Source organism: Streptosporangium sp. NPDC049046 (assembly GCF_040649155.1).
Lineage (GTDB): Bacteria > Actinomycetota > Actinomycetes > Streptosporangiales > Streptosporangiaceae > Streptosporangium.
Genome location: NZ_JBEZEZ010000008.1, coordinates 158,627 through 179,981, shown reverse-complemented (window position 1 = coordinate 179,981; position 21,355 = coordinate 158,627). Strand labels below are relative to the sequence as shown.

The 21,355-nt window shown below is 70.6% G+C and carries 17 protein-coding genes and 1 pseudogene; 7 read left to right on the top strand and 11 right to left on the bottom strand.

Features of this window, described 5'->3' with window-relative positions; translation table 11 throughout:
* Window positions 1-267 precede the first annotated feature (267 nt).
* Both AB0B96_RS13680 and AB0B96_RS13675 read right to left on the bottom strand, forming a co-directional pair.
* Window positions 268-411, bottom strand: coding sequence for a hypothetical protein (locus AB0B96_RS13680; RefSeq protein ID WP_350944646.1), 144 nt, complete (start codon window positions 409-411; stop codon window positions 268-270).
* 262 nt (window positions 412-673) lie between these two features.
* Window positions 674-5,605, bottom strand: a complete 4,932-nt coding sequence (locus AB0B96_RS13675) for an ATP-dependent helicase (protein WP_362898523.1) — start codon at window positions 5,603-5,605, stop codon at window positions 674-676.
* A gap of 286 nt (window positions 5,606-5,891) precedes the next feature.
* Between AB0B96_RS13675 and AB0B96_RS13670 the strand changes: the two genes are divergently transcribed.
* Together AB0B96_RS13670 and AB0B96_RS13665 are read left to right on the top strand one after the other, a co-directional pair.
* Window positions 5,892-6,380, top strand: a complete 489-nt coding sequence (locus AB0B96_RS13670; RefSeq protein ID WP_350944643.1) for a VOC family protein — start codon at window positions 5,892-5,894, stop codon at window positions 6,378-6,380.
* Between the two features lie 184 nt (window positions 6,381-6,564).
* On the top strand, window positions 6,565-6,759 hold the full coding sequence (locus tag AB0B96_RS13665; RefSeq protein ID WP_350944641.1) for a DUF3046 domain-containing protein: 195 nt from the start codon (window positions 6,565-6,567) through the stop codon (window positions 6,757-6,759).
* 7 nt (window positions 6,760-6,766) lie between these two features.
* Here the strand turns inward: AB0B96_RS13665 and AB0B96_RS13660 are convergent, their stop codons facing one another.
* Window positions 6,767-7,042: a hypothetical protein gene (locus AB0B96_RS13660; protein ID WP_362898520.1), complete on the bottom strand. Its 276-nt coding sequence runs from the start codon at window positions 7,040-7,042 to the stop codon at window positions 6,767-6,769.
* A gap of 618 nt (window positions 7,043-7,660) precedes the next feature.
* Here AB0B96_RS13660 and recA point away from each other — a divergent pair.
* From recA to rny, 3 genes and pseudogenes are all read left to right on the top strand, one after another.
* Window positions 7,661-8,647 (top strand): annotated as a pseudogene (gene recA / locus AB0B96_RS13655) (recombinase RecA); the annotation flags it as partial.
* A gap of 164 nt (window positions 8,648-8,811) precedes the next feature.
* The gene (recX, locus tag AB0B96_RS13650; RefSeq protein ID WP_362898518.1) at window positions 8,812-9,648 is read left to right on the top strand and encodes a recombination regulator RecX; all 837 of its coding nucleotides are present in this window, start codon (window positions 8,812-8,814) and stop codon (window positions 9,646-9,648) included.
* Window positions 9,649-9,934: 286 nt separating this feature from the next.
* Window positions 9,935-11,551 carry a ribonuclease Y gene (gene rny / locus AB0B96_RS13645; RefSeq protein WP_350944636.1) on the top strand — a complete coding sequence of 539 codons (1,617 nt, stop codon included), beginning with the start codon at window positions 9,935-9,937 and terminating at the stop codon, window positions 11,549-11,551.
* Window positions 11,552-11,617: 66 nt separating this feature from the next.
* On the opposite strand, the gene AB0B96_RS13640 is transcribed toward rny, so the two are convergent.
* Window positions 11,618-13,495: a prolyl oligopeptidase family serine peptidase gene (locus AB0B96_RS13640; RefSeq protein ID WP_362898516.1), complete on the bottom strand. Its 1,878-nt coding sequence runs from the start codon at window positions 13,493-13,495 to the stop codon at window positions 11,618-11,620.
* Window positions 13,496-13,725: 230 nt separating this feature from the next.
* On the opposite strand from AB0B96_RS13640, the gene AB0B96_RS13635 reads away from it, so the two are divergent.
* On the top strand, window positions 13,726-13,887 hold the full coding sequence (locus AB0B96_RS13635; RefSeq protein ID WP_362898773.1) for a hypothetical protein: 162 nt from the start codon (window positions 13,726-13,728) through the stop codon (window positions 13,885-13,887).
* 30 nt (window positions 13,888-13,917) lie between these two features.
* Here AB0B96_RS13635 and AB0B96_RS13630 read toward each other — a convergent pair whose 3' ends face one another.
* The 7 genes from AB0B96_RS13630 to pcaH are packed head-to-tail and all read right to left on the bottom strand — an operon-like array spanning window position 13,918 to window position 20,264.
* The gene (locus AB0B96_RS13630) at window positions 13,918-14,610 is read right to left on the bottom strand and encodes a 3-oxoacid CoA-transferase subunit B (RefSeq protein ID WP_362898514.1); all 693 of its coding nucleotides are present in this window, start codon (window positions 14,608-14,610) and stop codon (window positions 13,918-13,920) included.
* Complete coding sequence (locus AB0B96_RS13625) at window positions 14,607-15,281, bottom strand: 3-oxoacid CoA-transferase subunit A (RefSeq protein ID WP_362898512.1); 675 nt, start codon at window positions 15,279-15,281, stop codon at window positions 14,607-14,609. The genes AB0B96_RS13630 and AB0B96_RS13625 overlap by 4 nt, the downstream gene beginning before the upstream one ends.
* Window positions 15,278-16,480, bottom strand: coding sequence for a thiolase family protein (locus tag AB0B96_RS13620; RefSeq protein ID WP_362898510.1), 1,203 nt, complete (start codon window positions 16,478-16,480; stop codon window positions 15,278-15,280). The genes AB0B96_RS13625 and AB0B96_RS13620 overlap by 4 nt, the downstream gene beginning before the upstream one ends.
* Window positions 16,477-17,676, bottom strand: a complete 1,200-nt coding sequence (pcaC, locus tag AB0B96_RS13615) for a 4-carboxymuconolactone decarboxylase (protein WP_362898508.1) — start codon at window positions 17,674-17,676, stop codon at window positions 16,477-16,479. The genes AB0B96_RS13620 and pcaC overlap by 4 nt, the downstream gene beginning before the upstream one ends.
* Entirely contained in the window at window positions 17,673-18,917 is a 1,245-nt protein-coding gene (locus AB0B96_RS13610) for a lyase family protein (RefSeq protein ID WP_362898506.1), read from the bottom strand. Before AB0B96_RS13610 ends, pcaC begins: the two co-directional genes overlap by 4 nt.
* 16 nt (window positions 18,918-18,933) lie before the next feature.
* Complete coding sequence (pcaG, locus tag AB0B96_RS13605) at window positions 18,934-19,488, bottom strand: protocatechuate 3,4-dioxygenase subunit alpha (RefSeq protein WP_362898504.1); 555 nt, start codon at window positions 19,486-19,488, stop codon at window positions 18,934-18,936.
* Window positions 19,485-20,264: a protocatechuate 3,4-dioxygenase subunit beta gene (gene pcaH, locus AB0B96_RS13600; protein WP_362898502.1), complete on the bottom strand. Its 780-nt coding sequence runs from the start codon at window positions 20,262-20,264 to the stop codon at window positions 19,485-19,487. Before pcaH ends, pcaG begins: the two co-directional genes overlap by 4 nt.
* 68 nt (window positions 20,265-20,332) lie before the next feature.
* Here pcaH and AB0B96_RS13595 point away from each other — a divergent pair, with 68 nt between their 5' ends.
* Window positions 20,333-21,145 carry an IclR family transcriptional regulator gene (locus tag AB0B96_RS13595; protein ID WP_362898500.1) on the top strand — a complete coding sequence of 271 codons (813 nt, stop codon included), beginning with the start codon at window positions 20,333-20,335 and terminating at the stop codon, window positions 21,143-21,145.
* Window positions 21,146-21,355 lie beyond the last annotated feature (210 nt).

The following is a 21,355-nucleotide window of genomic DNA, read 5'->3' as shown; positions in this document are numbered from 1 at the left end:
CTCCCGGCCGGCCGGCAGAGGCGCGGTCTTTCATCAGGACTCAAGGCCCGGGAACACAGAGTGCTCACCTGTCGGCGGCCACCACCGGGAGTCCGCCGAATGGCTTACTCCCGGAACCGATCAGGAAGACGACGACCCCGTCCTGAGCGGCGTAACCCCGGCCCTCTTTCGGAGAGGGCCGGAAGGAACGGGCGAAGAGAAAACGGACGGGGCGCGGTCGACGACCACGCCCCGTCCTCTCATGCCTGTCCGGCTACCCGCGCGGCGTCAGTACGCCCAGCCACCGGGGGCGAAGTCCTCCCAGTGGTAGAAATCCCAGTAGTACCCACCGTTGACCTGCGCGAGCTGGCTCTCCTCCAGCTCGGTGCCGATCCCGGCCAGCTCGGACAGCTGAGGCTTGGCCTTGGCCATCGTTGTTTCCCCTTTCGATCTGACAACGCGGCCAATGTCCCAATCTCCGGTTGCGAACCAGTGGTGGACGACTGCAATCGCCTCGCCGAGCACACGCGCCGACACGGGCAAGATCGGATGACAGGTCATGGAGCGCGCGTATCGATACGGGCGGGACCGGACAACGGGGCATGGAGCGCACGTATCGATACGAGGGCCGGATGACAGGTCACGTGGCACGCGCGTCGACGCGAGGTGGGGCCGGACGAAAGGTCACGGTGCTCTATGCCCGCAGACGCAGCCCTCTCGGGGTCGGGTGGAACCCGGCGGACTCCAGGGCCGCGCCCAGGGGGGAGTCGTTGACGGCGGTGCCGTCCGCCCGCTCGACGGTGAGCTTGCCCAGGGCGCCGTCGCGCACGGCGAGCGCGAGGGCGTCGACGGCGGGCTGGAGACGATCGTCACCCGAGAAGGAGAGCAGGGTCTTGCCGCCGCGCTCGACGTAGAGGGCGAGGTGCCCGTCGACGAGCACCACCAGGGACCCGGCCTTTCTGCCCGGCTTGTGGGACACCTCCCCGGGATGGGCGGGCCACGGCAGGGCCGCGCCGTACGGATTGGCCGGGTCGGCGGCCGCCAGCACCACCGCCCGCCGGGTGCTCGCTTCCGCCCTCTCCGGCTTCCGCGTGCTCCACGGGTCGGGCGCCGGCGCCGTGTCCGGCCCGGTGGGGGAGAGGGATGTGGAGCGCATCCGGTCGACGGCGCCGGGAAGGGCGAACTGGGCGCCGCCCAGCCCTTCCACGAAGTAACCCCTACGGCATCGGCCGCTCTCCTCGAAGGCGCGAAGCACCTGGTAGACGGCGGCGAACCCGCCCGGCAGCCGCTCGGCGGTCACCGCCCCCCTGGTCACCACGCCGTGTCGCTCCAGCAGCACCTCGGCCTGGGCGTGGGCGCGCTGGGTGGTGTCCTCCGCGAGGGCGGGCAGTGCCCACCAGCGCCCGCTCACGGTGGGCGGGCCGCTCCTCGTCGGCAGCACCGCCCGACGGCGCCTGGTCGGGGCCGGGCGGTGCGCGGGGCGTCCCGTTCCGAGGACGGCCCGCAGCGGCGCGAGCGTGTCGCCGGTGATCCGGCCCGACCACACCAGATCCCACACGGCGGCGGACAGGGCGCGGTCATCCGGGACGGAACCGGTCAGGAGCGCGCCGACCCGGCTTCCCAGCTCGCGGAAGAACAGCGCGCCCCCGCCGCCGAGAACCTCCAGCACCGCCTCGTGCACCGGCGTCAGGGTGACGTCGGCGGGAGGGGGCATCAGCATCGGCGCGGTGTCGGCGAAGTAGAGCGACACCCAGCCGTCACCGCCTGGCAGGGACCCCTGCCCTGCCCAGACCACTTCGCCCGAGGCGGTCAGCTCGTCCAGGAGCGACGGGTCGTATCCGGGCACCCGCGAGGGCAGGATGAGCGTCTCCAACGCCGACGCGGGCACCGCCGCACCCTGCAACTGCTCGATCGCGCCCACCAGCGCGTCGATCGGCGGCCTGCCCCGTGGGGGAGAGCCGCTGATGCCGTGCCAGGCGGGCGCGAAGGCGGCCAGGGTCTCCGGGGAGACCGGCTCCACCTCCTTGCGGAGCCTGGCGAGGGACCGGCGGCGCAGCATCCGCAGCACCCCCGCGTCACACCACTCCTCACCGCGGCCCCCCGGCCTGAACTCCCCGCTCACCACCCGCCCCGAGGCGGCCAGGCGGCGCAGCGCCTCGGTGACGACCGCGGCACCGAGGCCGAACCTGGCCGCGGCGGTGCTCGCGAGGAAGGGGGCGCGCGTACGGGCGTGCCGGGCGAGCAGGTCGCCCAGCGGATCGTCGACCGGCTCCAGGAACGCGTGCGGCACACCCACGGGCAGCGGCACGCCGAGCGCGTCGCGCAGCCGGGCGGCGTCCTCGATCGCCGCCCACCGCTCCTGCCCCGCCACCCGCACCCTGATGGCCCGCCGGGAGCCCTCCAGCGCGGTCAGCCACGCGGGGTCGCCCTCGCGCACGCCGACGTCCTCGGCCACGAGGGGGCCGTGGGAGCGAAGCAGGTCGGCCAGATCCTCGGCGTCGCGCAGCGGCCTGTCCAGCCGGGCCAGCTCCCGCTCGGTGTCGGTGATCACATCGAGGTCGAGCAGCTCGCGCAGGTCCGCCTGGCCGAGCAACTCGGCCAGCAGGCTCGTGTCGAGCGCGAGCGCCTGGGCGCGTCGCTCGGCCAGCGGGGCGTCGCCCTCGTACATGAACGCGCCGATGTAGTTGAACAGCAGCGACGCCGCGAACGGCGACGCCTGGCCGGTCTCGACCTCCACCAGCCGGACCCGCCGCGCCTCGATGTCACGCATCAGCCGGACCAGCCCCGGCACGTCGAACACGTCCTGGAGGCACTCGCGCATCGTCTCCAGCACCACCGGGAACGACCCGTAGCGGCCCGCCACGCTCAGCAGGTGCGAGGCGCGCTGCCGCTGCTGCCAGAGCGGCGACCGCCTGCCCGGCACGCGGCGCGGCAACAGCAGGGATCTTCCCGCGCACTCGCGGAACCGCGCCGCGAACAGCGCCGAGCCGCCCAGCTCCTCGGTGACGATCCGCTCGATCTCGTCCGCGTCGAAGATCGCGACATCGGACGGAGGATCGGAGAGCGTGTCGGGAACACGCAGCACGATCCCGTCGTCGGAGTGCACGGCCTGCACGTCGACGCCGTAGCGCTCCCGCAGCCGCCGCCCGATCGCCAGCGCCCACGGCGCGTGCACCCGGGCACCGTACGGGGAGTGCACCACCACCCGCCAGTCGCCCAGCTCGTCGTGGAAGCGCTCGACCAGCAACGTCCTGTCGTCCGGCACGTAGCCGGTCGCCTGCCGCTGCTCGGCCAGGTAGGAGAGCAGGTTGGCCGCGGCGAACTCGTCCAGTCCCGCCGCCCTGATCCTCTCCAGGGCGCCCTCCCGCGCCGCGTCGCCTGCTTCGGCCCTACCCGTCTTCCCGTCCCCCGCTTTCGCTTTCCTCCTCTCTCCGTCTCCCGTGCCTCCCGCTCCGGTCTTCCCCGTCCCTCCCGCTCCGGCGCTTCTCGCCTCCGCCGCTCCGTCTTCGGCTTTCGCCGCTCCCGTCCCCGGGCTCCGGGCGCCCCCGCCTCCCACTCCGGCGTCCGCGCCCGCCGCCGACATCTCGCGGAGGAACGCGCCGATGGCCCTCCCCAGCTCCGCGGGCCGCCCCGCGGTGTCGCCGTGCCAGAACGGGAGCTTTCCCGGCTGGCCGGGGGCGGGCGTGACCAGCACCCGATCGGCCGTGATCTCCTCGATCCGCCAGGAGGTCGCGCCCAGCACGAACACGTCACCGGCCCGCGACTCGTAGACCATCTCCTCGTCCAGCTCGCCCACCCGGGAGGACTTCTCCCCGACCAGGAACACGCCGAACAATCCCCGGTCGGGGATCGTGCCGCCGTTGGTGACCGCGAGCCGCTGGGCTCCGGGACGGCCCCGCAGGGTGCCGGTCACCCGGTCCCAGACGATGCGCGGCCGCAGCTCGGCGAACTCCTCGCTCGGGTATCGCCCGGCGAGCATGTCGAGCGTCGCCTCCAGCGCGCTCCTGGGCAGCGTCCGGTAGGGGGCGGCCCGCCGCACGACCTCCTCCAGCTCGTCGACCGTCCACTCGTCCAGCGCGGTCATCGCGACGATCTGCTGGGCGAGCACGTCGAGGGGGTTGCGCGGGTAGCGCAGATCCTCGATCTCCCCGCTCCTCATCCGCTCGGCCACCACCGCCGTCTGGACCAGGTCCCCCCGGTATTTGGGGAAGATCACGCCGCGCGAGACGGCCCCCACCTGGTGCCCGGCCCGGCCGATCCGCTGCAGGCCGCTCGCCACGCTCGGCGGTGCCCCGACACACGCCACCAGGTCGACCGCGCCCATGTCGATGCCGAGCTCCAGGCTGGAGGTCGCGACCACGGCGGGCAGCCGCCCGGACTTGAGCGCCTCCTCGATCTGGGAGCGCTCCTCCTTCGACACCGAACCGTGGTGGGCTCTCACGATCTCAGGGACGACCCCCTTGGCCGCACCGGCCTGCGCCATCATCGCCGCAGGGGTGGAGATGGAGGCCGGTGGCACGGGGAACCCCTCGGCCCAGTGCACCGGCTCCGCTCCCACGCCCTCCTCCGCCGCCCGCTCCCCGCCGTCGTCCCGTCGCTCCCACGCCAGCTCGTTGAGGCGGGTGCACAGTCTCTCCGCGAGCCGCCGGGAGTTGGCGAACACGATCGTGGAAGCGTGGTCGCCGATCAGCTCGAACAGCCGCTCCTCCACATGCGGCCAGATCGACCGCCTGGCCGGGGTCTCCGTCAGCCAGCGGTCGTCGTCGGGGGCGGGGGCGGGGGGAGGCGTGTCGAGCTCGGTCATGTCCTCGATCGGGACGACCACCTCGACCGCGATCTCCTTCTCGGAGGGCGGCTGGACCACTGTCGCCGGGCGCGTCCCACCCAGGAAGGCGGCCACCTCGCTCACCGGGCGCACGGTCGCGGACAGGCCGATCCGCTGGGCGGGCCTGGGCAGGAGGGTGTCGAGCCGCTCCAGGCTGAGGGCGAGGTGCGCGCCGCGCTTGGTGGCCGCCACCGCGTGCACCTCGTCGACGACGACCGTATCCACGTCGCGTAACGCCTCGCGGGCCTGGCTGGTGAGCAGCAGGAACAGCGACTCGGGGGTGGTGATCAGGATGTCGGACGGCCTGGTCGCGAACCGGCGCCGCTCCTCGGGGGAGGTGTCGCCCGACCGGATCGCCACCGAGATCTCCGGCACCGGCAGACCGAGGCGCCGCGCGGTCTGCCTCAGCCCGGCGAGCGGGGCCCGGAGGTTGCGCTCGACGTCGACGGCGAGAGCCTTGAGCGGCGACACGTACAGGACCCGGCACCGCCTCGCCGGCTCGCCGTCCCCGCGAGAACGCCCCCGCCCGCGTCGCGAGCCCGCACCGCCCGCCTGACCCGTACCGGAGGTCTCGGCGTCGGGGGGAGGGGCGGAGGCGAGCCGGTCGAGCGACCACAGGAAGGCGGCGAGCGTCTTGCCGGAGCCGGTGGGCGCGACCACCAGGGTGTTGTCACCCCGGGCGATCGCCGCCCACGCCCCCTCCTGCGCGGCGGTCGGCGCGGAGAACGCCCCGGTGAACCAGTCTCTGGTCATCCGGGTGAAGTGGTCGAGCGCGCCGCCCGTGCCCGTTGTCTCGCTCATCGCCGCCCCCCTGGCTCCCGGTCCGGCCGACCAACCGGGTCACCGCCCATACTGCACGGTCCCACCGACAGAACCCGCCACCGCCGACCGGCGGGCGGGAGTGGACGGACCGCGCGTCACCTGCGGACACACGAACCGGCCTCGCGGCAGGAACGAGGGAGATCACGCCTCCCGGGGGTCTTCCCGACGCCCTGCGGCCATGACATGGCGTCCGGGATAGGTTGGCCCCCTGTCGTCACGGACACGACTTTGACGAACACACGACGCATTGAGTGGTGAGCTAACGGTGAGCATCGACCATCAGGCCATCGAGGCGACACGCGAGCGGATCAAGGCGGAGCACCTCAGGGAGCACCGCCCGCCGAGCAGCGCGAGGGGGTTGCACCACTTCGCGCTGATCTCCTCCGACGTCGAGACGACGATCGCGTTCTACCAGGACCTCCTGGAGTTCCCGCTCACGGAGATCTTCGAGAACCGCGACTACCGGGGGTCGAACCACTTCTTCTTCGACATCGGCAACGGCAACCTCCTCGCCTTCTTCGACTTCCCCGGCCTGGACCTCGGCCCCTACAAAGAGGTTCTCGGCGGGCTCCACCACATCGCCATCTCCGTCGATCCCTCCACGTGGGAGCGCCTGCGGGGCAAGCTGGAGGCGGCGGGAGTGCCGCACCAGGTCGAGAGTGGCGCGTCCATCTACTTCGCCGACCCCGACGGCGCACGCCTGGAGCTGCTCGCCGACCCCCTCGGAGAGATGTACGGCTCCCGAGTGCTCTGACGACTCCGCCTCCTCACCCCGGACCTTGGCCGCCCGCGTTCTCACCGGCGACGGCCCTTCCCCCGTACGTCTCCCGTCCAGGTCCCGGCGGACCTGGACGGGAAATCGGGAGACGGGGTGGTTCGCGGTCAGGCGGCGTCTCGGAACGGGCTCCCCCACCCCGGAGTGGACCCATACTTGGGGTATGCGCCTGTCGGAATTCTGGAAGCGGATGAAGTCACACTTCGGTGACCGGTACGCCGATTCATGGGCCAACGACTACGTCATCGCCGATCTCGGCGGTCGGACCGTGGTCCAGGCGCTGGCCGACGGCGTGGGGGCGAAGGAGGTCTGGCACGCCGTGTGCGGGGTGACCGACGTCTCACCCAGGCTCCGCTGAGAGCCGGTCAGGATTCGGGAAGCGGGACGAGGAGCCTCTCCACCACCTCGGCCGCGTGCGCGGGATCGTCGGCGCTCTCCTCGCCGTCCGGTGCCCACAGGAACAGCCAGCCGTCCTTGACCGGCGTGGCGAAGACGATCGTCTGCCGGTGACTGTCGGGATGCCACACCCACAGCACGGGGGCGGTGCCGCCGAGGGTGCGGCTCACCATCCCTCGTTGTCGCAGTTCGGCGGCGAGGGAGTCGAGATGGGCTAGGCGTTGCTGTGTGAACGCGTTGGGCACGTCGGGCACCTCGGGTCGTTTCCCCTCAGGATCACCCCAGGTCAGCCCGGTTACAACAGGCTCCAGGTAATTCTTGGAAATGTCGCCTTTCGGATGGGTTCCGGGTTCTCCGGGGCGGTTCTCCCGCCGCCGGTGCCCACGGCGCCTGGCGCCACGCGCCTCGTCGGCGGCCCCGCCGCCCGTGCCTGGTTGCGTAGACCTATGGCGTTCTATGCCAGTTACCGGCTATTCATGTGTTTCGTAGCCATTCGTGCCCGATGATGCCTGTCGCACCCGGTGTCACGCACGCCTCGCCGGCGGCTCCGCCGTCCGCGCCCCCGTGTTCGTCGGACCGCCACGCGACATCTGGACCGCCAAGGTGGACCCGCCGTCCGCGCCCGCTCGTGTTCGTCCGCGTCCGTCTGTGTTCGTCGGCGTCCGGTCGTGCCCGGTCGTGCGCGGGTGACCTCCGCGATGGTTCGCGACTCCCGCAACCCGTGGTGCCAACGGGCGGCGATCGAACAGTCGTTCGGCTATATTGAACAGGCCACCACTCCTGGCGTGCCCTCCCGAAATTGTCGGCGGCACCCCGTAGCTTTCTGGCAACCGATCCAACCCGCGACCCTTCAGGGGGCTCCCATGGCAGCTAACGACCGCGAGAAGGCGCTTGAGACCGCACTCGCTCAGATCGAGCGTCAGTTCGGCAAGGGCTCGATCATGCGCCTGGGCGACGAGACCCGGGCTCCCATCGAGGTGATTCCCACCGGCTCCATCGCGCTCGACGTGGCCCTCGGCATCGGCGGTTTCCCACGCGGCCGCATCGTCGAGGTCTACGGTCCCGAGTCCTCGGGCAAGACCACGGTCGCCCTGCACGCGGTGGCCAACGCCCAGCGCGGCGGCGGCATCGCCGCGTTCATCGACGCCGAGCACGCGCTCGACCCGGAGTACGCCCAGAAGCTGGGCGTCGACACCGACGCGCTGCTCGTCTCCCAGCCCGACACCGGTGAGCAGGCGCTGGAGATCGCCGACATGCTGATCCGGTCCGGCGCCGTCGACCTGCTGGTCATCGACTCGGTCGCCGCACTGGTGCCCAAGGCCGAGATCGAGGGCGAGATGGGCGACAGCCACGTCGGCCTCCAGGCCCGCCTGATGTCCCAGGCGCTGCGCAAGGTCGCCGGCGCGCTCAACAACACCGGCACCACCGCGATCTTCATCAACCAGCTCCGCGAGAAGATCGGCGTGATGTTCGGTTCGCCCGAGACCACGACCGGTGGAAAGGCGCTGAAGTTCTACGCCTCGGTCCGTCTCGACATCCGCCGCATCGAGACGCTGAAGGACGGCACTGAGGCGGTCGGCAACCGCACCCGGGTGAAGATCGTCAAGAACAAGATGGCCCCGCCCTTCCGGGTGGCCGACTTCGACATCCTCTACGGCGTCGGCATCTCCCGCGAGGGTGGCCTGATCGACATGGGCGTCGAGCACGGTTTCGTCCGCAAGTCCGGCGCCTGGTACACCTACGAGGGTGACCAGCTCGGCCAGGGCAAGGAGAACGCGCGAAACTTCCTCAAGAGCCACCCGGACATGGCGAACGAGATCGAGAAGAAGATCAAGGAGAAGCTGGGTGTCGGCCCGCGCCTTGACAGCCCGGCCGCCCCGTCGCCCGTCCCCGCGGCTTCGGCCCCGGCCGCCGCGTCCGGTCGTGCGGCCGGTGCCGCGTCTTCCGCCGGGTCCGGTCGCGGCTCCAAGGCCGCCACTCCCAAGCCGGGTGACGCCTGAGTCCGGGCTGATCGATGACGACGGGACCTGACTCCGGTCCGGCCGACCAGGCCGGGCCGAGAGACTGGGGCGCCTGGCCCGACGAACCTCGGGCGGCCTCACCGGGCAGACGTGGGCGCGACTTCGGTTCGTCCGCTTCTGAGGAAGGGTTCCGCGAGGAGACCGCGGAACCTGCGGGCGACGCACCCCGCGGCCGGAGGAAACGTGCCTCCCGTCGTGGCGGGCGGCGCTCAGGGAGGGCTACCCCGGGTTTCCTTCCCGAAGGATCCGACGGCCCCAACGGACCAGGCGGGTCCGACGGATCGGCCGAGCGGGCCGGGGCGAGCCGGAAGTCCGAGGCCGACCCGCAGGCGGTGGCGCGAGGCATCTGTCTGCGGCTGCTGACCATGGCGCCGCGCACCCGAGCCCAGCTCGCGGAGGCGCTGCGCAAGCGTGAGGTGCCACAGGAGGCGGCGGACGCCGTGCTGGACCGCTTCTCCGAGGTCGGACTCATCGACGACGAGGCGTTCGCCGCGGCATGGGTGAGTTCACGCCACGCCGGGCGAGGGCTCGCCAGAAAGGCCCTCGCCTCGGAGCTCCGCCACCGCGGGGTGGAAGAGGAGACCGTGAAGGAAGCGGTGGATCAGCTCGATCCCGAGGAGGAGGCGGAGACCGCCCGTCGCCTCGTTCGGCGCAAGCTCTCCTCGACCCGAAGCCTGGAGCCCGCGGTCAGGACTCGCAGACTGGCCGGCATGCTCGCCCGGAAGGGATACGGCCCCGGCCTGGCCTTTCGCGTCATCCGCGAAGTGCTGGAGGACGAGGGTGCGGAAACATCGTCATTCACGGATGATTCGGGCTATTCGCTTGACTAGTCCAAAGCAGCTTGACAGCGGGTCTTTGCTTGCTCGTTACCTCTCTGACGCTTAATCTCAACGGCAGTGAGGAGTTACTCCGCGCAGTGCGGATTGTCATAGCGGTGTAGTACGGGCAAACAGGCTTGGCGGATGAGGACGGAACGACGGACCGGCGGGAAGAGCCGGTAGGTGATCCCCTCTGGGGTCACTTCTGTCCCGACAGCGCCGCCACCTGGACTTTCCGTGCCGTGCGTGTGACCCCTCGTGTGCCTGATATTTGCGACGCGAGGAAGGTGAGGCGCGCATGGATCCGGTCGTGGTCGTCATGTTGGTAGTGACGGTTGTGGCTCTCGCCGTGATGACAGCCGTGCTGGTCGTGTTGCTGCGTCGTATCGGTGGAGCCGGGCCCGTGCAGAAGGGCCCCACCCCCGAGCAGGAGGCCGAGGCCGAGACCCATCTGGAGGAGGCCAGGCGCGAGGCCGCCGACATTCGGGCGAGAGCCAGGGATGACGCCGGAGAGCTCCTGCGCAAGTCGGAGACGGCGGTCGAGGCGGCGGCGGAGATGCGCAAGGAGGCCGAGGCCGAGGGCAAGATCCTGAAGTACGAGCTCAAGGAGCTCCGGTCCGACCTCGAACGCAGGGAGAACCGGCTCGCCGAGCGGGAGCAGCGTCTCGACGAGGAGGCCAGGCGCCAGACCGACCGGGCCCGCAAGCTCGCCGAGACGGAGGTCGAGCTGGCCGACCGCCGTGAGGATCTCGAACGGGTCGCCGAGGAGCGTAAGACCATCCTGGAGCGGGTGTCCGGACTCACCAGCGACCAGGCCAAGGCCGAGTTGGTCCGAGAGATCGAGAACCAGGCCAAGCGCGAGGCCGCGCTGATCATCAGGGAGATCGAGAGCGAGGCCCGCAAGGAGGGTGAGAAGCGCGCCACCAAGATCGTCACATTGGCGGTCCAGCGGGTGGCCACCGAGCAGACCGCCGAGTCCGTGGTGAGCGTTCTGCACCTGCCGGGTGACGAGATGAAGGGGCGCATCATCGGCCGTGAGGGCCGCAACATCCGCGCCTTCGAGTCGACCACCGGCGTCAACCTGATCATCGACGACACACCGGAAGCCGTGTTGCTGTCGTGCTTCGACCCGGTCCGCAGGGAGACCGCGCGACTGACCCTGGAGAAACTCGTCCTCGACGGGCGCATCCATCCGCAGCGCATCGAGGAGGCCCACGAGCGCAGCAAGGCGGAGGTCCAGGAATTGTGCGTGCGCGCCGGTGAGGACGCCCTGGTGGAGCTCGGCATCACCGATATGCATCCCGAGCTGGTCACCCTTCTCGGCCAGCTTCGTTACCGCACCTCCTACGGCCAGAACGTGCTCGGTCACCTCATCGAGTCCGCCCACATCGCCGGAATCATGGCGGCCGAGCTGCGGCTCGACACGACACTGCTCAAGCGCTGCACGCTCCTGCACGACATCGGCAAGGCGCTCACCCATGAGGTCGAGGGCAGCCACGCGCTCATCGGCGCCGAGATCGCCAGACGCTACGGCGAGCACGAGGACGTCGTCCACGCCATCGAGGCCCACCACAACGAGGTCGAGGTCAAGACGGTCGAGGCCGTCCTCACCCAGGCCGCCGACGCGATCAGCGGCGGCCGCCCCGGAGCCCGCCGCGAGTCGCTGGAGGCCTACGTCAAGCGACTGGAGCGGCTTGAGGAGATCGCCACCTCCTATGAGGGCGTCGAGAAGGTCTTCGCCATGCAGGCGGGGCGGGAGATCAGGGTGATGGTGAAGCCCGACGCGGTCGACGACATCCAGGCCCAGGTGATCGCCCGAGATGTCGCCAAACAGGTCGAGGAGGAGCTCACCTACCCCGGCCAGATCCGCATCACGGTCGTCCGTGAATCGCGGGCCACCGAGTTCGCCCGCTGACCCCGCCGAACCGTCGCCCCCGCCGGACCGCTGAAAACCCGTTGAGCCGCTGACCTCGCCGACCGGTCAGGAGTGGAAGATCTGCTGGTAGAAGGCGAGCTCGGTGGCGAGGGCCGCACTACGGGTCTCGGCGCGGCGGAACCCGTGGGCCTCGCCCTCGAACGTGAGGTAGGTGCAGGGGACGCCGCGTTCGGTGAGAGCGTCGACGAAGGCCTGAGACTGCGCCGGAGGGACCACCGGGTCGGACAGCCCCTGCAGGAGCAGCATGGGACAGCTCACCCCCGCCACCTGGCCGACGGGCTCGCGCGAGGCGTACAGGGCGGGATCCTCCGGGCCGATCAGCCACTCGACGTAGCGTGACTCGAAGTCGTGGGTGGTCGCGCTGAAGTTGGCGAGTCCGCTCACGCCGTAGTAGGAGACACCCCCGGCGAACGCCTCGGACGCGCAGCAGGCCGCCATGACCGTCCATCCGCCCGCGCTGCCGCCCCTGATCGCGATCCGCGCCGGGTCGCCCAGACCTTCCGCGGCCAGCCACTCGGCCGCGGCGATCGAGTCTTCGACGTCGACCACGCCCCACTGGCCGTGCAGCCGCTCGCGATAGACGCGGCCGTAGCCGGTGGAACCGCCGTAGTTGACGTCGAGCACACCGATGCCCCTGCTGGTGAAGAACGCCTTCTCCAGGTCGAGTGCGCCGACACTGTGCCCGGTCGGCCCGCCGTGCACGAACACGACGTACGGCGCGGGGCCCTCGCCACGCGCCTCGGGGTTGGACGGAGGGTAGAGGAACGCGTGCACCTCGCGCCCGAACCGGGTCTCGAACTCCACGGGCCTGGCGAGTGGCAGGTAACCGGCGTCGGGCAGCTCGTTGACGTCCCTGCGGAGCTCCTCCACCCGCTCGGTCACGGTGTCGACCCGGATGATGGACCGGGGCAGCGCGGGACCGTACCCGATTCCGACCAGGGCGTGCCCGTCGGTGGCGAGCACCGCGTCCCAGCCCTCGTAGGGCACGTCCAGGTCGCTCAGCACGCCGCTGTCCGGGTCGAAGACCCCCAGACGCAGGTTGCCCCGCCCATGCAGGACCGCGAGGCTCCCGTCGGCCATCGGTGCGTACGGCACCGCGCCGAGCTGCCACAGCGGACCCGCGAACTCCTCCTCCGCCGGGTAGAGCGCCCTTGGCTCGGTGCCGTATATCCCGACCAGGTAGAGGTTCCACCAGCCCGACCAGTCGGAGATCAGGTAGAGGCTCTGCTCGTCACGCCACTGCGGGGCGAGCACCGACTCGGAGACGCCGCCCCGCACCTTCCAGGCGGTGCCGTCGGCGAGCCGGGAGACCCACAGCTCGGTGCCGTTCCACGGCATCCGGGGGTGGTCCCAGCAGACGAAGGCGAGGTGCTCGCCGTCGGGGGAGAGGGTGGGGAAGGCGTAGAAGTCGTGGCCGCCGGCCCGCTCGCGCGGCGCGTCCTCGCCGGACAGCGGGATGGACACGATCGACCGGCTCACCCGGCCGTCGTCGTGACGCTCCCTCACGCACCAGATCTGCCCGTCGTGGACGACCAGGTCCGCGTAGCGCAGGCCGGCCGGCTTCTCGGGCTCCGGCGTGAGGGGTCTGGGCTCACCGCCGGCGGGCAGTAGGTAGAGGCGCTGGTCGACGAAGTTGGTGAACACCACGCCCTCGCCGGGCACCACCGCGTACGACCGCCCGCCGTACTCGTGGACCCTGGTCCTGGCGCTCCACGGCGCGCTCAGCAGCTCGCGCTGGGCTCCGTCGGCGCTGCGGTGCATGATGGTGGTCCGTCCGCCCTCGGCGGGACGGTCCTCGGTCCACCAGACCTCCTCGCCGAGAACAGTCGGGTATCCGAGGCGCAGCCCGGAACGGGCGACGTCGGAGGTGGAGACCGGCGACGGCCACGTGGCGTACGGCAGGACGACCTGCTCGGGGGACATGGCGTAATCCTGCCCGATAACCCGTCGCGTGTCGCCGGTATCACGCTCGCGTCATCGGAGATATGCCGTCGGTGAACCGAACGGGCCGTGAGATCAGTGGGAATGATGAGGTGAGGGCGGTTGGCCCGGTCTCTGCCATAAATCGGCTTGCGGAGGTTTTTTTACCCGCCTGTCACACGGAAGGGCGGTCACCGGATCCGATGACCGCGGTCCGTCCGTACCGGTCGGCCTTGTACTCCAGCATCTGGGTGAAGGCCGACCGGCCCGCGTCGTGGACGCTCCTGGCCACTCTCGTGCGCGTCGGCTCACCTCCGAAGCAGGTGACATATCGTCTTCTACCCGAGGTAACCAAGTCCTACCAGCTCGCCTGCGGCAAAGCCATCCCGCTGTGACCGTAGAACTGATCACTGCGACGCGGCGGCTCAACTTTCAGAGGCCAAAGGACGGACGGGTACGTCCAGACGGTCGGTCAGCTTCGCGACGGTGATGCCGTAGGTGTTGACCACGACGACGCCGTCGGGGCCGACGAGGAAGGCGCCGTACTCGGTGTAGACCCGGCTTACGCAGGCGAGGCCGGTGAGCGGGTAGGTGCAGTGGGGGACGAGCTTGGGCGAGCCGTCCTTCGCGAAGAGGGTCATCATCACGAAGACGTTCTTGGCTCCGATGGCGAGGTCCATGGCCCCGCCGACGGCGGGGATGGCGTCCGGGGCGCCGGTGTGCCAGTTGGCGAGGTCGCCGTGCTCGGAGACCTGGAAGGCGCCGAGGACGCAGACGTCGAGGTGCCCGCCGCGCATCATGGCGAACGAGTCGGCATGGTGGAAGTACGAGGCACCGGAGAGCTCGGTGACCGGGACCTTGCCGGCGTTGGTGAGGTCGGGATCGATCTCGTCTCCCTCCGCGACGGGGCCCATGCCGAGCATGCCGTTCTCGGTGTGCAGGACGACACCGGAGCCGGGACGCAGGTGGTTGGAGACCTGGGTGGGCTGGCCGATGCCGAGGTTGACGAAGGATCCGTCGGGGATGTCGCGCGCGACTGCGGCGGCCATCTCGTCGCGGCTCAGGGGTCCGCGGTCGGCGCGCTCGATCGTCCGGTCGACGTTGACGGTGATGGTCATGTGGGTTTCTCCTGTGCGACCTGTACGATGCGGTCGACGTAGATGCCGGGCGTGACGACGGCCTCGGGGTCGAGGTCGCCGGTCGCGACGATGTGGGTCACCTGGGCGATGGTCGTCGCGGCGGCGGTCGCCATGACGGGCCCGAAGTTGCGAGCGGTCTTGCGGTAGACGAGGTTGCCCATCGGGTCGCCGGCGTGGGCGCCGATGAGTGCGACGTCGCCGTGGATCGGCATCTCGAGGACATAGTCGCGCCCGTCGATGGTGCGGGTTTCCTTGCCTTCGGCCAGTGGGGTGCCGACGCCGGTGGGACAGAAGAACGCGCCGATGCCCGCGCCGGCCGCACGCATACGTTCGGCCAGGTTGCCCTGCGGCACGACCTCAAGCTCGATCTTGCCCGCGCGGTAGAGCCCGTCAAAGACGTAGGAGTCGGACTGGCGCGGGAACGAGCACACGATCTTGCTCACGCGGCCGGCCGCGAGGAGCGCCGCCAGGCCGGTGTCACCGTTGCCGGCGTTGTTGGACACGACGGTCAGGTCGGTGGCGCCCTGCTCGATCAGGGCGTCGATCAACGCGACCGGCATGCCGGCCATGCCGAACCCGCCGACCAGCACTGTGGAGCCGTCCTCGATGTCCGCGACGGCCTCGAGCGTCGAGCTCTCGATGGTGGTCATCGGACCCCGCCCTTGGACGAGCCGGTGTTCTCGAGCACGACGGCGAGAGCTTGGCCGACGCCGATGCAGATGCCCGCGACTCCCCAGCGCTCGCCCGACTCGGCCAGGCGGTGGGCCAGCGTGCCGAGGACGCGCGCTCCGGAGGCACCCAGTGGATGACCGATGGCGATCGCGCCGCCCTTGACGTTGACGATCTCCGGGTCGATCTTCCAGGCGTCGACGCACGCGAGCGACTGCACCGCGAACGCCTCGTTGAGCTCGACGGCACCGACGTCCGGCCAGCTGATGCCTGCGCGGGCGAGGGCGGTGTTGGCGGCCTCGACCGGCGCGAACCCGAAGTCCTGCGGGTCGAGCGCGTGCACGCCGCGTCCGGCGAACCGGGCCAGCGGATCGAGACCGATCGTCTCGGCCGCCTCGGCCGAGCCGATCAGCAGCGCGGAGGCGCCGTCGTTCAGCGGTGAGGCGTTGCCGGCGGTGATGGTGCCGTCCACTCGGAAGACCGTTTCGAGACCCGCGAGCTTCTCAAGTGTGGTGTCCTCGCGGATCGACTCGTCACGCGTGAGCTCCACGCCGTCGACCGGCGTGACCAGGGCGTCGTAGAAGCCGGCGTCCCAAGCGGCCACGGCCAGCTCGTGCGAGCGGGCCGCGAACTCGTCCTGCCGCTCGCGACTGATGCCGAACTTCTTCTGCAGCTGCTCGTTGCACTCGCCGAGAGAGACGGTCCACTCGGCCGGCATCCGCGCGTTGACCAGGCGCCACCCCAGCGTCGTGGAGACGGCGGTCGTGTCGCCGGCCGGGAAGCCGCGGGCCGGCTTGGGAAGGACCCAGGGGGCCCGCGTCATCGACTCCACGCCGCCGGCGACGACAATGTCGGCGTCGCCCGTCTCGACCGCGCGCGACGCCATGATCGCGGCGTCGAGACTCGACCCGCACAGCCGGTTGACGGTCGTCGCCGGGACGGAGGTGGGCAGCCCCGCGAGCAGCACCGCCATGCGGCCGACGTTGCGGTTGTCCTCGCCCGCGCCGTTGGCGTTGCCCCAGAAGACGTCGCCGATCGCGGTGTGGTCGAGGCCTGGTGCCTTGGCGAGTACGCCCGTGAGTGCCGTCGCGGCGAGGTCGTCGGGCCGCACGTCGGCGAGGGCCCCGCCGAACCTGCCGAAGGGGGTGCGGCCGGCCGCGTAGAGGTGGGCGCTGGTCATGCTTGCTCCTGATCGATCTTGGCCAGGACTTCCTGGGCGATGCGGAAGGCGGTGTTGGCGTCCGGGACGCCGCAGTAGATCGCGGTCTGCAAGAGCAGCTCCTTGATCTCGTCGTTGGTCAGCCCGTTGGTGCGAGCGGCACGGACGTGCATGGCGAACTCCTCGTGGTGCCCCCGGGCGACGAGGGCCGTGAGGGTGATGAGCGAGCGGCTGCGTCGGTCCAGACCGGGGCGGGTCCAGATCGAGCCCCAGGCGTACTGCGTGATGAGCTCCTGGAACTCGGTCGTGAAGTCGGTCGCCGACGCGGTGACGCGATCGACGTGGGCGTCACCCAGCACCTCGCGACGGGTCTTCATACCGGCATCTCGCACCTCGGCGACGGTCAGCGGCTCATCGACCAGGGGCTCGCCCGAGGCGTGGGCGAGGATCAGTCGGGCCACCTCGGCCGGCTGCTCGGCGGGTGCGAGGTGCGCGACGCCGTCGAGCACGACCAGGTGACCGTTCTTCACACCATCGGCGATCTCCTCGAGTGACGCCGGGGGAGTCGGAACGTCCTCACGGCCGGCGATGGCCAGCACGGGCTGCTGGATGTCCGCGAGCCGGTCACGGACGTCATGGCTTGCGATCGCCTCACACACCAGGGCATACCCCTCGGCGTCGGTGTTCTGCAGTGCGTGGAGCAGAGCGGCACCGGTCTCGGGATCGCGCTCGAGGAACCCGTCCGCGAACCAGATGGAGGCCGATCTCTCCAGGACGGCCGGAGTGCCGGACGCCCGGACGGTGGCGGCCCGATCGCGCCAGGCCTGAGCCTCACCGATCTTGGCGCCGGTGCACAACACGACGGCGGAGTCGATGCGCTGCGGTGCGTCGAGCAGGAGATGCAGTCCTACGGCGCCGCCGACGGAGTCGCCGGCGTAGACGAACGAGGTATCGACCGCGTCGCGCTCGGCGAGCACGTCGTCGACCATCGCGAGCACGCCGATGGCGAGCTCGGCCATCGTGAACGGTTCAGCCACGATCGAGTTGGTGCCGTGGCCGGGCAGGTCCCACGCGATGACCTCGAAATGGCCGGAAAGGTGCTTGGCAGTCGACGACCAGAGCGTGCGGGCCGACGTGCCGAGTGAGGGGCCGAGCACCAGGAGCGGCAGTCGGGGAGAGCCGCCGAGCCGGACGGCGGTGATCTGCGGGATGGTCACGCGTTCTCCTCAAGGAAGGTCCGGGCCCGGGCGACCGCGTCGACGACAAGGTCGCCCGAGAAGCCGAGGTAGGTGGTGGGGTCGTCGTCGTGCTTCGCGTCGAGTAGGTCGGCGACACCGCGACGCTCGGCCAGGACGTCGTCCGCCGAGTGGTCGAGCGTCGCGCGCATGCGCTCGGTGTCGACGCGCAGCCCTTCGAGGAGCTCGGTCGTCTGGGAGGCCGCGACGACGGTGCGCCGCGCGAGGGTGCGCAGCGTCGCCCACTCGACGTGCCATGCGCCGTCGGGACGCTGGTCACCTGCCATGGCGGACGCCAGGTGCATCGACGAGCCGAGGCCCGGGGCCGCGAGGGCGGCGCGACGGATGAGCACGGACAGCACCGGGTTGCGTTTGTGCGGCATCGTCGAGGAACCGCCACGCCCGTCGACGGCCGGCTCGGCGAGCTCGCCGATCTCGGTGCGGGACAGGGTCGCGACGTCGGTCGCCATGTGTCCCCAGGCGTCCGTGCACGCGACGAGCGCGTCGGCGGTGCGGGTCAGGGGACCACGCGAGGTGTGCCAGGGCCGGCGGGTTCGAAGACCGAGCGCCTCCGACGTGATCGCCACGACCTCGGCGGCCACGGAGGGCGCATCGGTGAGGTCGCGTAGGCCGGCGAGCTCCGTCGTCGCCGCGAGGGTGCCGACGGCGCCGCCCAGCTGGACCGGCAGCTGGCCACGCGCGTCCACGACCGACTCGGCTGCGTCGACGATGCCGTCCAGCCACGACGCCGCGATGGCGCCGAAAGTCGTGGGCACCGCGTGCTGTGTGAGGGTGCGACCGACCATGGGTGTGGTCGCGTGCTGCTCGGCCAGGACCGACAGGGTCGTGACCTGCGCCCGCAGCTCGTCCAGCAGGCGGTCGAGCACATGGCGCATGGTCAGGACCAGCGCCGTGTCGAGCACATCCTGACTCGTGAGTCCGCGATGGAGCCACGCCGCCGCGTCCTCGCCGACGCGTGAACGCAGCAGCTTCACGAGCGGGATGACCGGGTTGCCCCCGGACTCCGCGCCCAGGGCGATCGCTTCGACGTCATCCGCCGTGACAAGAGCCGTGAGGTCGACGTCGTCTGAGGCCGGAACGAGTCCGGCGTCGACGAGAGCGCTCAGCCAGGCGGCCTCGACCCGCACCATCGCTTGGAGCAGGTAGGCGTCGGACATCAGCTCGCCCGCGCGTTCGTCGCCGGGCCAGAAGAGATCGGTCATGGAGACAGCCTGCCGCTCAATGACCGGGGTAGGTCAGGAAGACCGTCTCGCGGCCCCCCTGCAGGTGGATGTCGAACACGAAGCCGGTCGCGTCGGCCTCGGCGACCAGGGTGCCCCGCCGCTCTGGCGCGACCGACGACAGCAGGGGGTCGTCCGCCAGCCGAGGGTCACCCGGGACGTAGGCGCGGGTGAAGAGCCGGTTGAGCAGGCCGCGGGCGAAGACGGTGACGGCGAAGAACGGTGCACGGCCGGGCTCGGTGGCGCCGGGTACGAGGGTCGAGAACGAGTAGCGTCCCGCGCCGTCGGTCGCCGAGCGTCCCCAGCCGGTGAACGTCCAGCCGTCGCGGTGGAGCGAGCCGGGCCGCTGGGGAATCGTCCCCTCCGGAGCGGCCTGCCAGATCTCGACGAGCGCGTCGGGGACGGGGGTGCCCTCGCCGTCGACCACCAGTCCATGCAGGCGGATCGCGTCGGTGCTGCCGGCCGGCACGAGCTCCGAGTCTCCCCCGAAGGGGAGCGCGTAGTGGAAGAACGGCCCGACGGTCTGGCCGGGCGTGGGGGGCAGGGGGCTCATACGTGGTCCTCGCTCTCGTCTTCCATCCACGTACGGTGGCTGCCCGTCAGGACGATGTCCCAGCGGTAGCCCGTGCTCCACTCCGGCGTCGTCAGGTCGTGGTCGTACGTCGCGATGAGGCGAGCGCGCGCCTTCTCGTCGGTGATCGACTGGTAGATGGGGTCGAGGGCGAACAGGGGGTCGCCCGGGAAGTACATCTGCGTGACCATACGCTGCGTGAAGTCGGTGCCGAACAGCGAGAAGTGGATGTGCGCGGGGCGCCAGGCGTTGCGGTGGTTCTTCCACGGGTACGGGCCCGGCTTGATGGTCTGGAACGTGTACGACCCGTCGTCGCCGGTCAGGAACCGGCCGGCTCCGGTGAAGTTGGGGTCGAGCGGCGCGGGGTGCTGGTCGCGCTTGTGGATGTAGCGCCCACCGGCGTTGGCCTGCCACACTTCGACGAGCTGTCCGCGCACCGGGCGTCCGTCGCCGTCGACGACGCGGCCCGTCACCGTGATGCGCTCGCCGATCGGCTCGCCGCTGTGCTGGATCGTGAGGTCGGCCTCGAGGGGACCGACGTCCTGCGGGCCGAAGCACGGGGCCCACCGCTCGATCGTCTCAGGATCGACGTGGTGCAGGTCCTTCGTCGGGTGGCGCAGGACGCTGCTGCGATAGGGCGGATAGTTGAGCCGCGGCTGGGTCTCGGGCTGGGGGAGGCGCGACTGTTCGTACTCCTTGGAGATCGCCGCGATCTCGCGGCTGATCTCGTCCTGCATCGCGAGGGTGGGTTCGTTCACGCTCCTGACATTAGGTTCGTGAGCTGCGAAGTGAGAGGATGGCCTTTCACTGGATGAAAGGGCGGCTCATGGCCGGACGGACCTCGAACCCCGGGGCGAGCGTGGCCTCGCGGCTGCTGGCCGTCCTCGGTGCCTTCGACGCCGACCACCGGTCTCTGACCCTGAGCGAGATAGGCCGCCGGGCGGACATCCCTCTCCCGACAACGCACCGTCTGGTGGCAGAGCTGACGGACTGGGGTGCCCTGGTTCGACGGTCGTCGGGGGAGTACGTCGTCGGCCGGCGGATCTGGGAACTCGGACTCTTGGCGCCCTTGCAGACGGGTCTCCGCGAGATCGCCTCCCCGTTTCTGCACGACATCTATGCGGCGACGCTCGCGACGGTGCACCTCGCGGTGCGCGACGGCTCCGAGGTCCTCTACCTCGACCGGCTCGCCGGATCGCAGTCCGTACCGATCGTGAGCACGGTCGGATCCCGCCTGCCGATGCATTGCACCGGCGTGGGCAAGGTCCTCCTCACCTATGCGCCCGAGGTCGTGCGGGCCGAGGTGCTCGAGAATCTCACGCGGGTCACGCCCTACACGGTGACCCAGCCAGGACGTCTGGTCGCCGAGCTGCGCCGCGTCGAGCGCGACGGCTACGCCACGACGACTGAGGAGATGAGCCTGGGGGCGTGCTCCGTCGCCGTGCCCGTCCGGGCCGGCGACGGACGGGTCGTCGCGGCCGTGGGCATCGTGGTCCCGAGCCTCAAGCGAGACCGGGTGAAGCTGGTCGCCTCCTTGACCGTCGCGGCGTACGGCATCGGACGCAGCCTCGGGGCCCTGCATGCGCTCGATCGCAATCTCGATCCTTGGGTCGCGGTGACAGTGAGGCGGGCGAACTGAGCGGCCTTGGTCTGCTGGTAGGCGACAAGCTCGACACCGGCTCCGGGACCCTCCCTCCCTGGGCGGGGTGTGTTTCCTGTTGGCGATGTGCCTGTTTCCGAAAGGTCGGCTACCGGCTTGTCCGAAAGCGGCTGCTGTACTTACATGCTCGTGCCGTGGGAGAAGGGATCAGACGGCAACGACTTTTTCACCACGGTGACGCACGGGAGC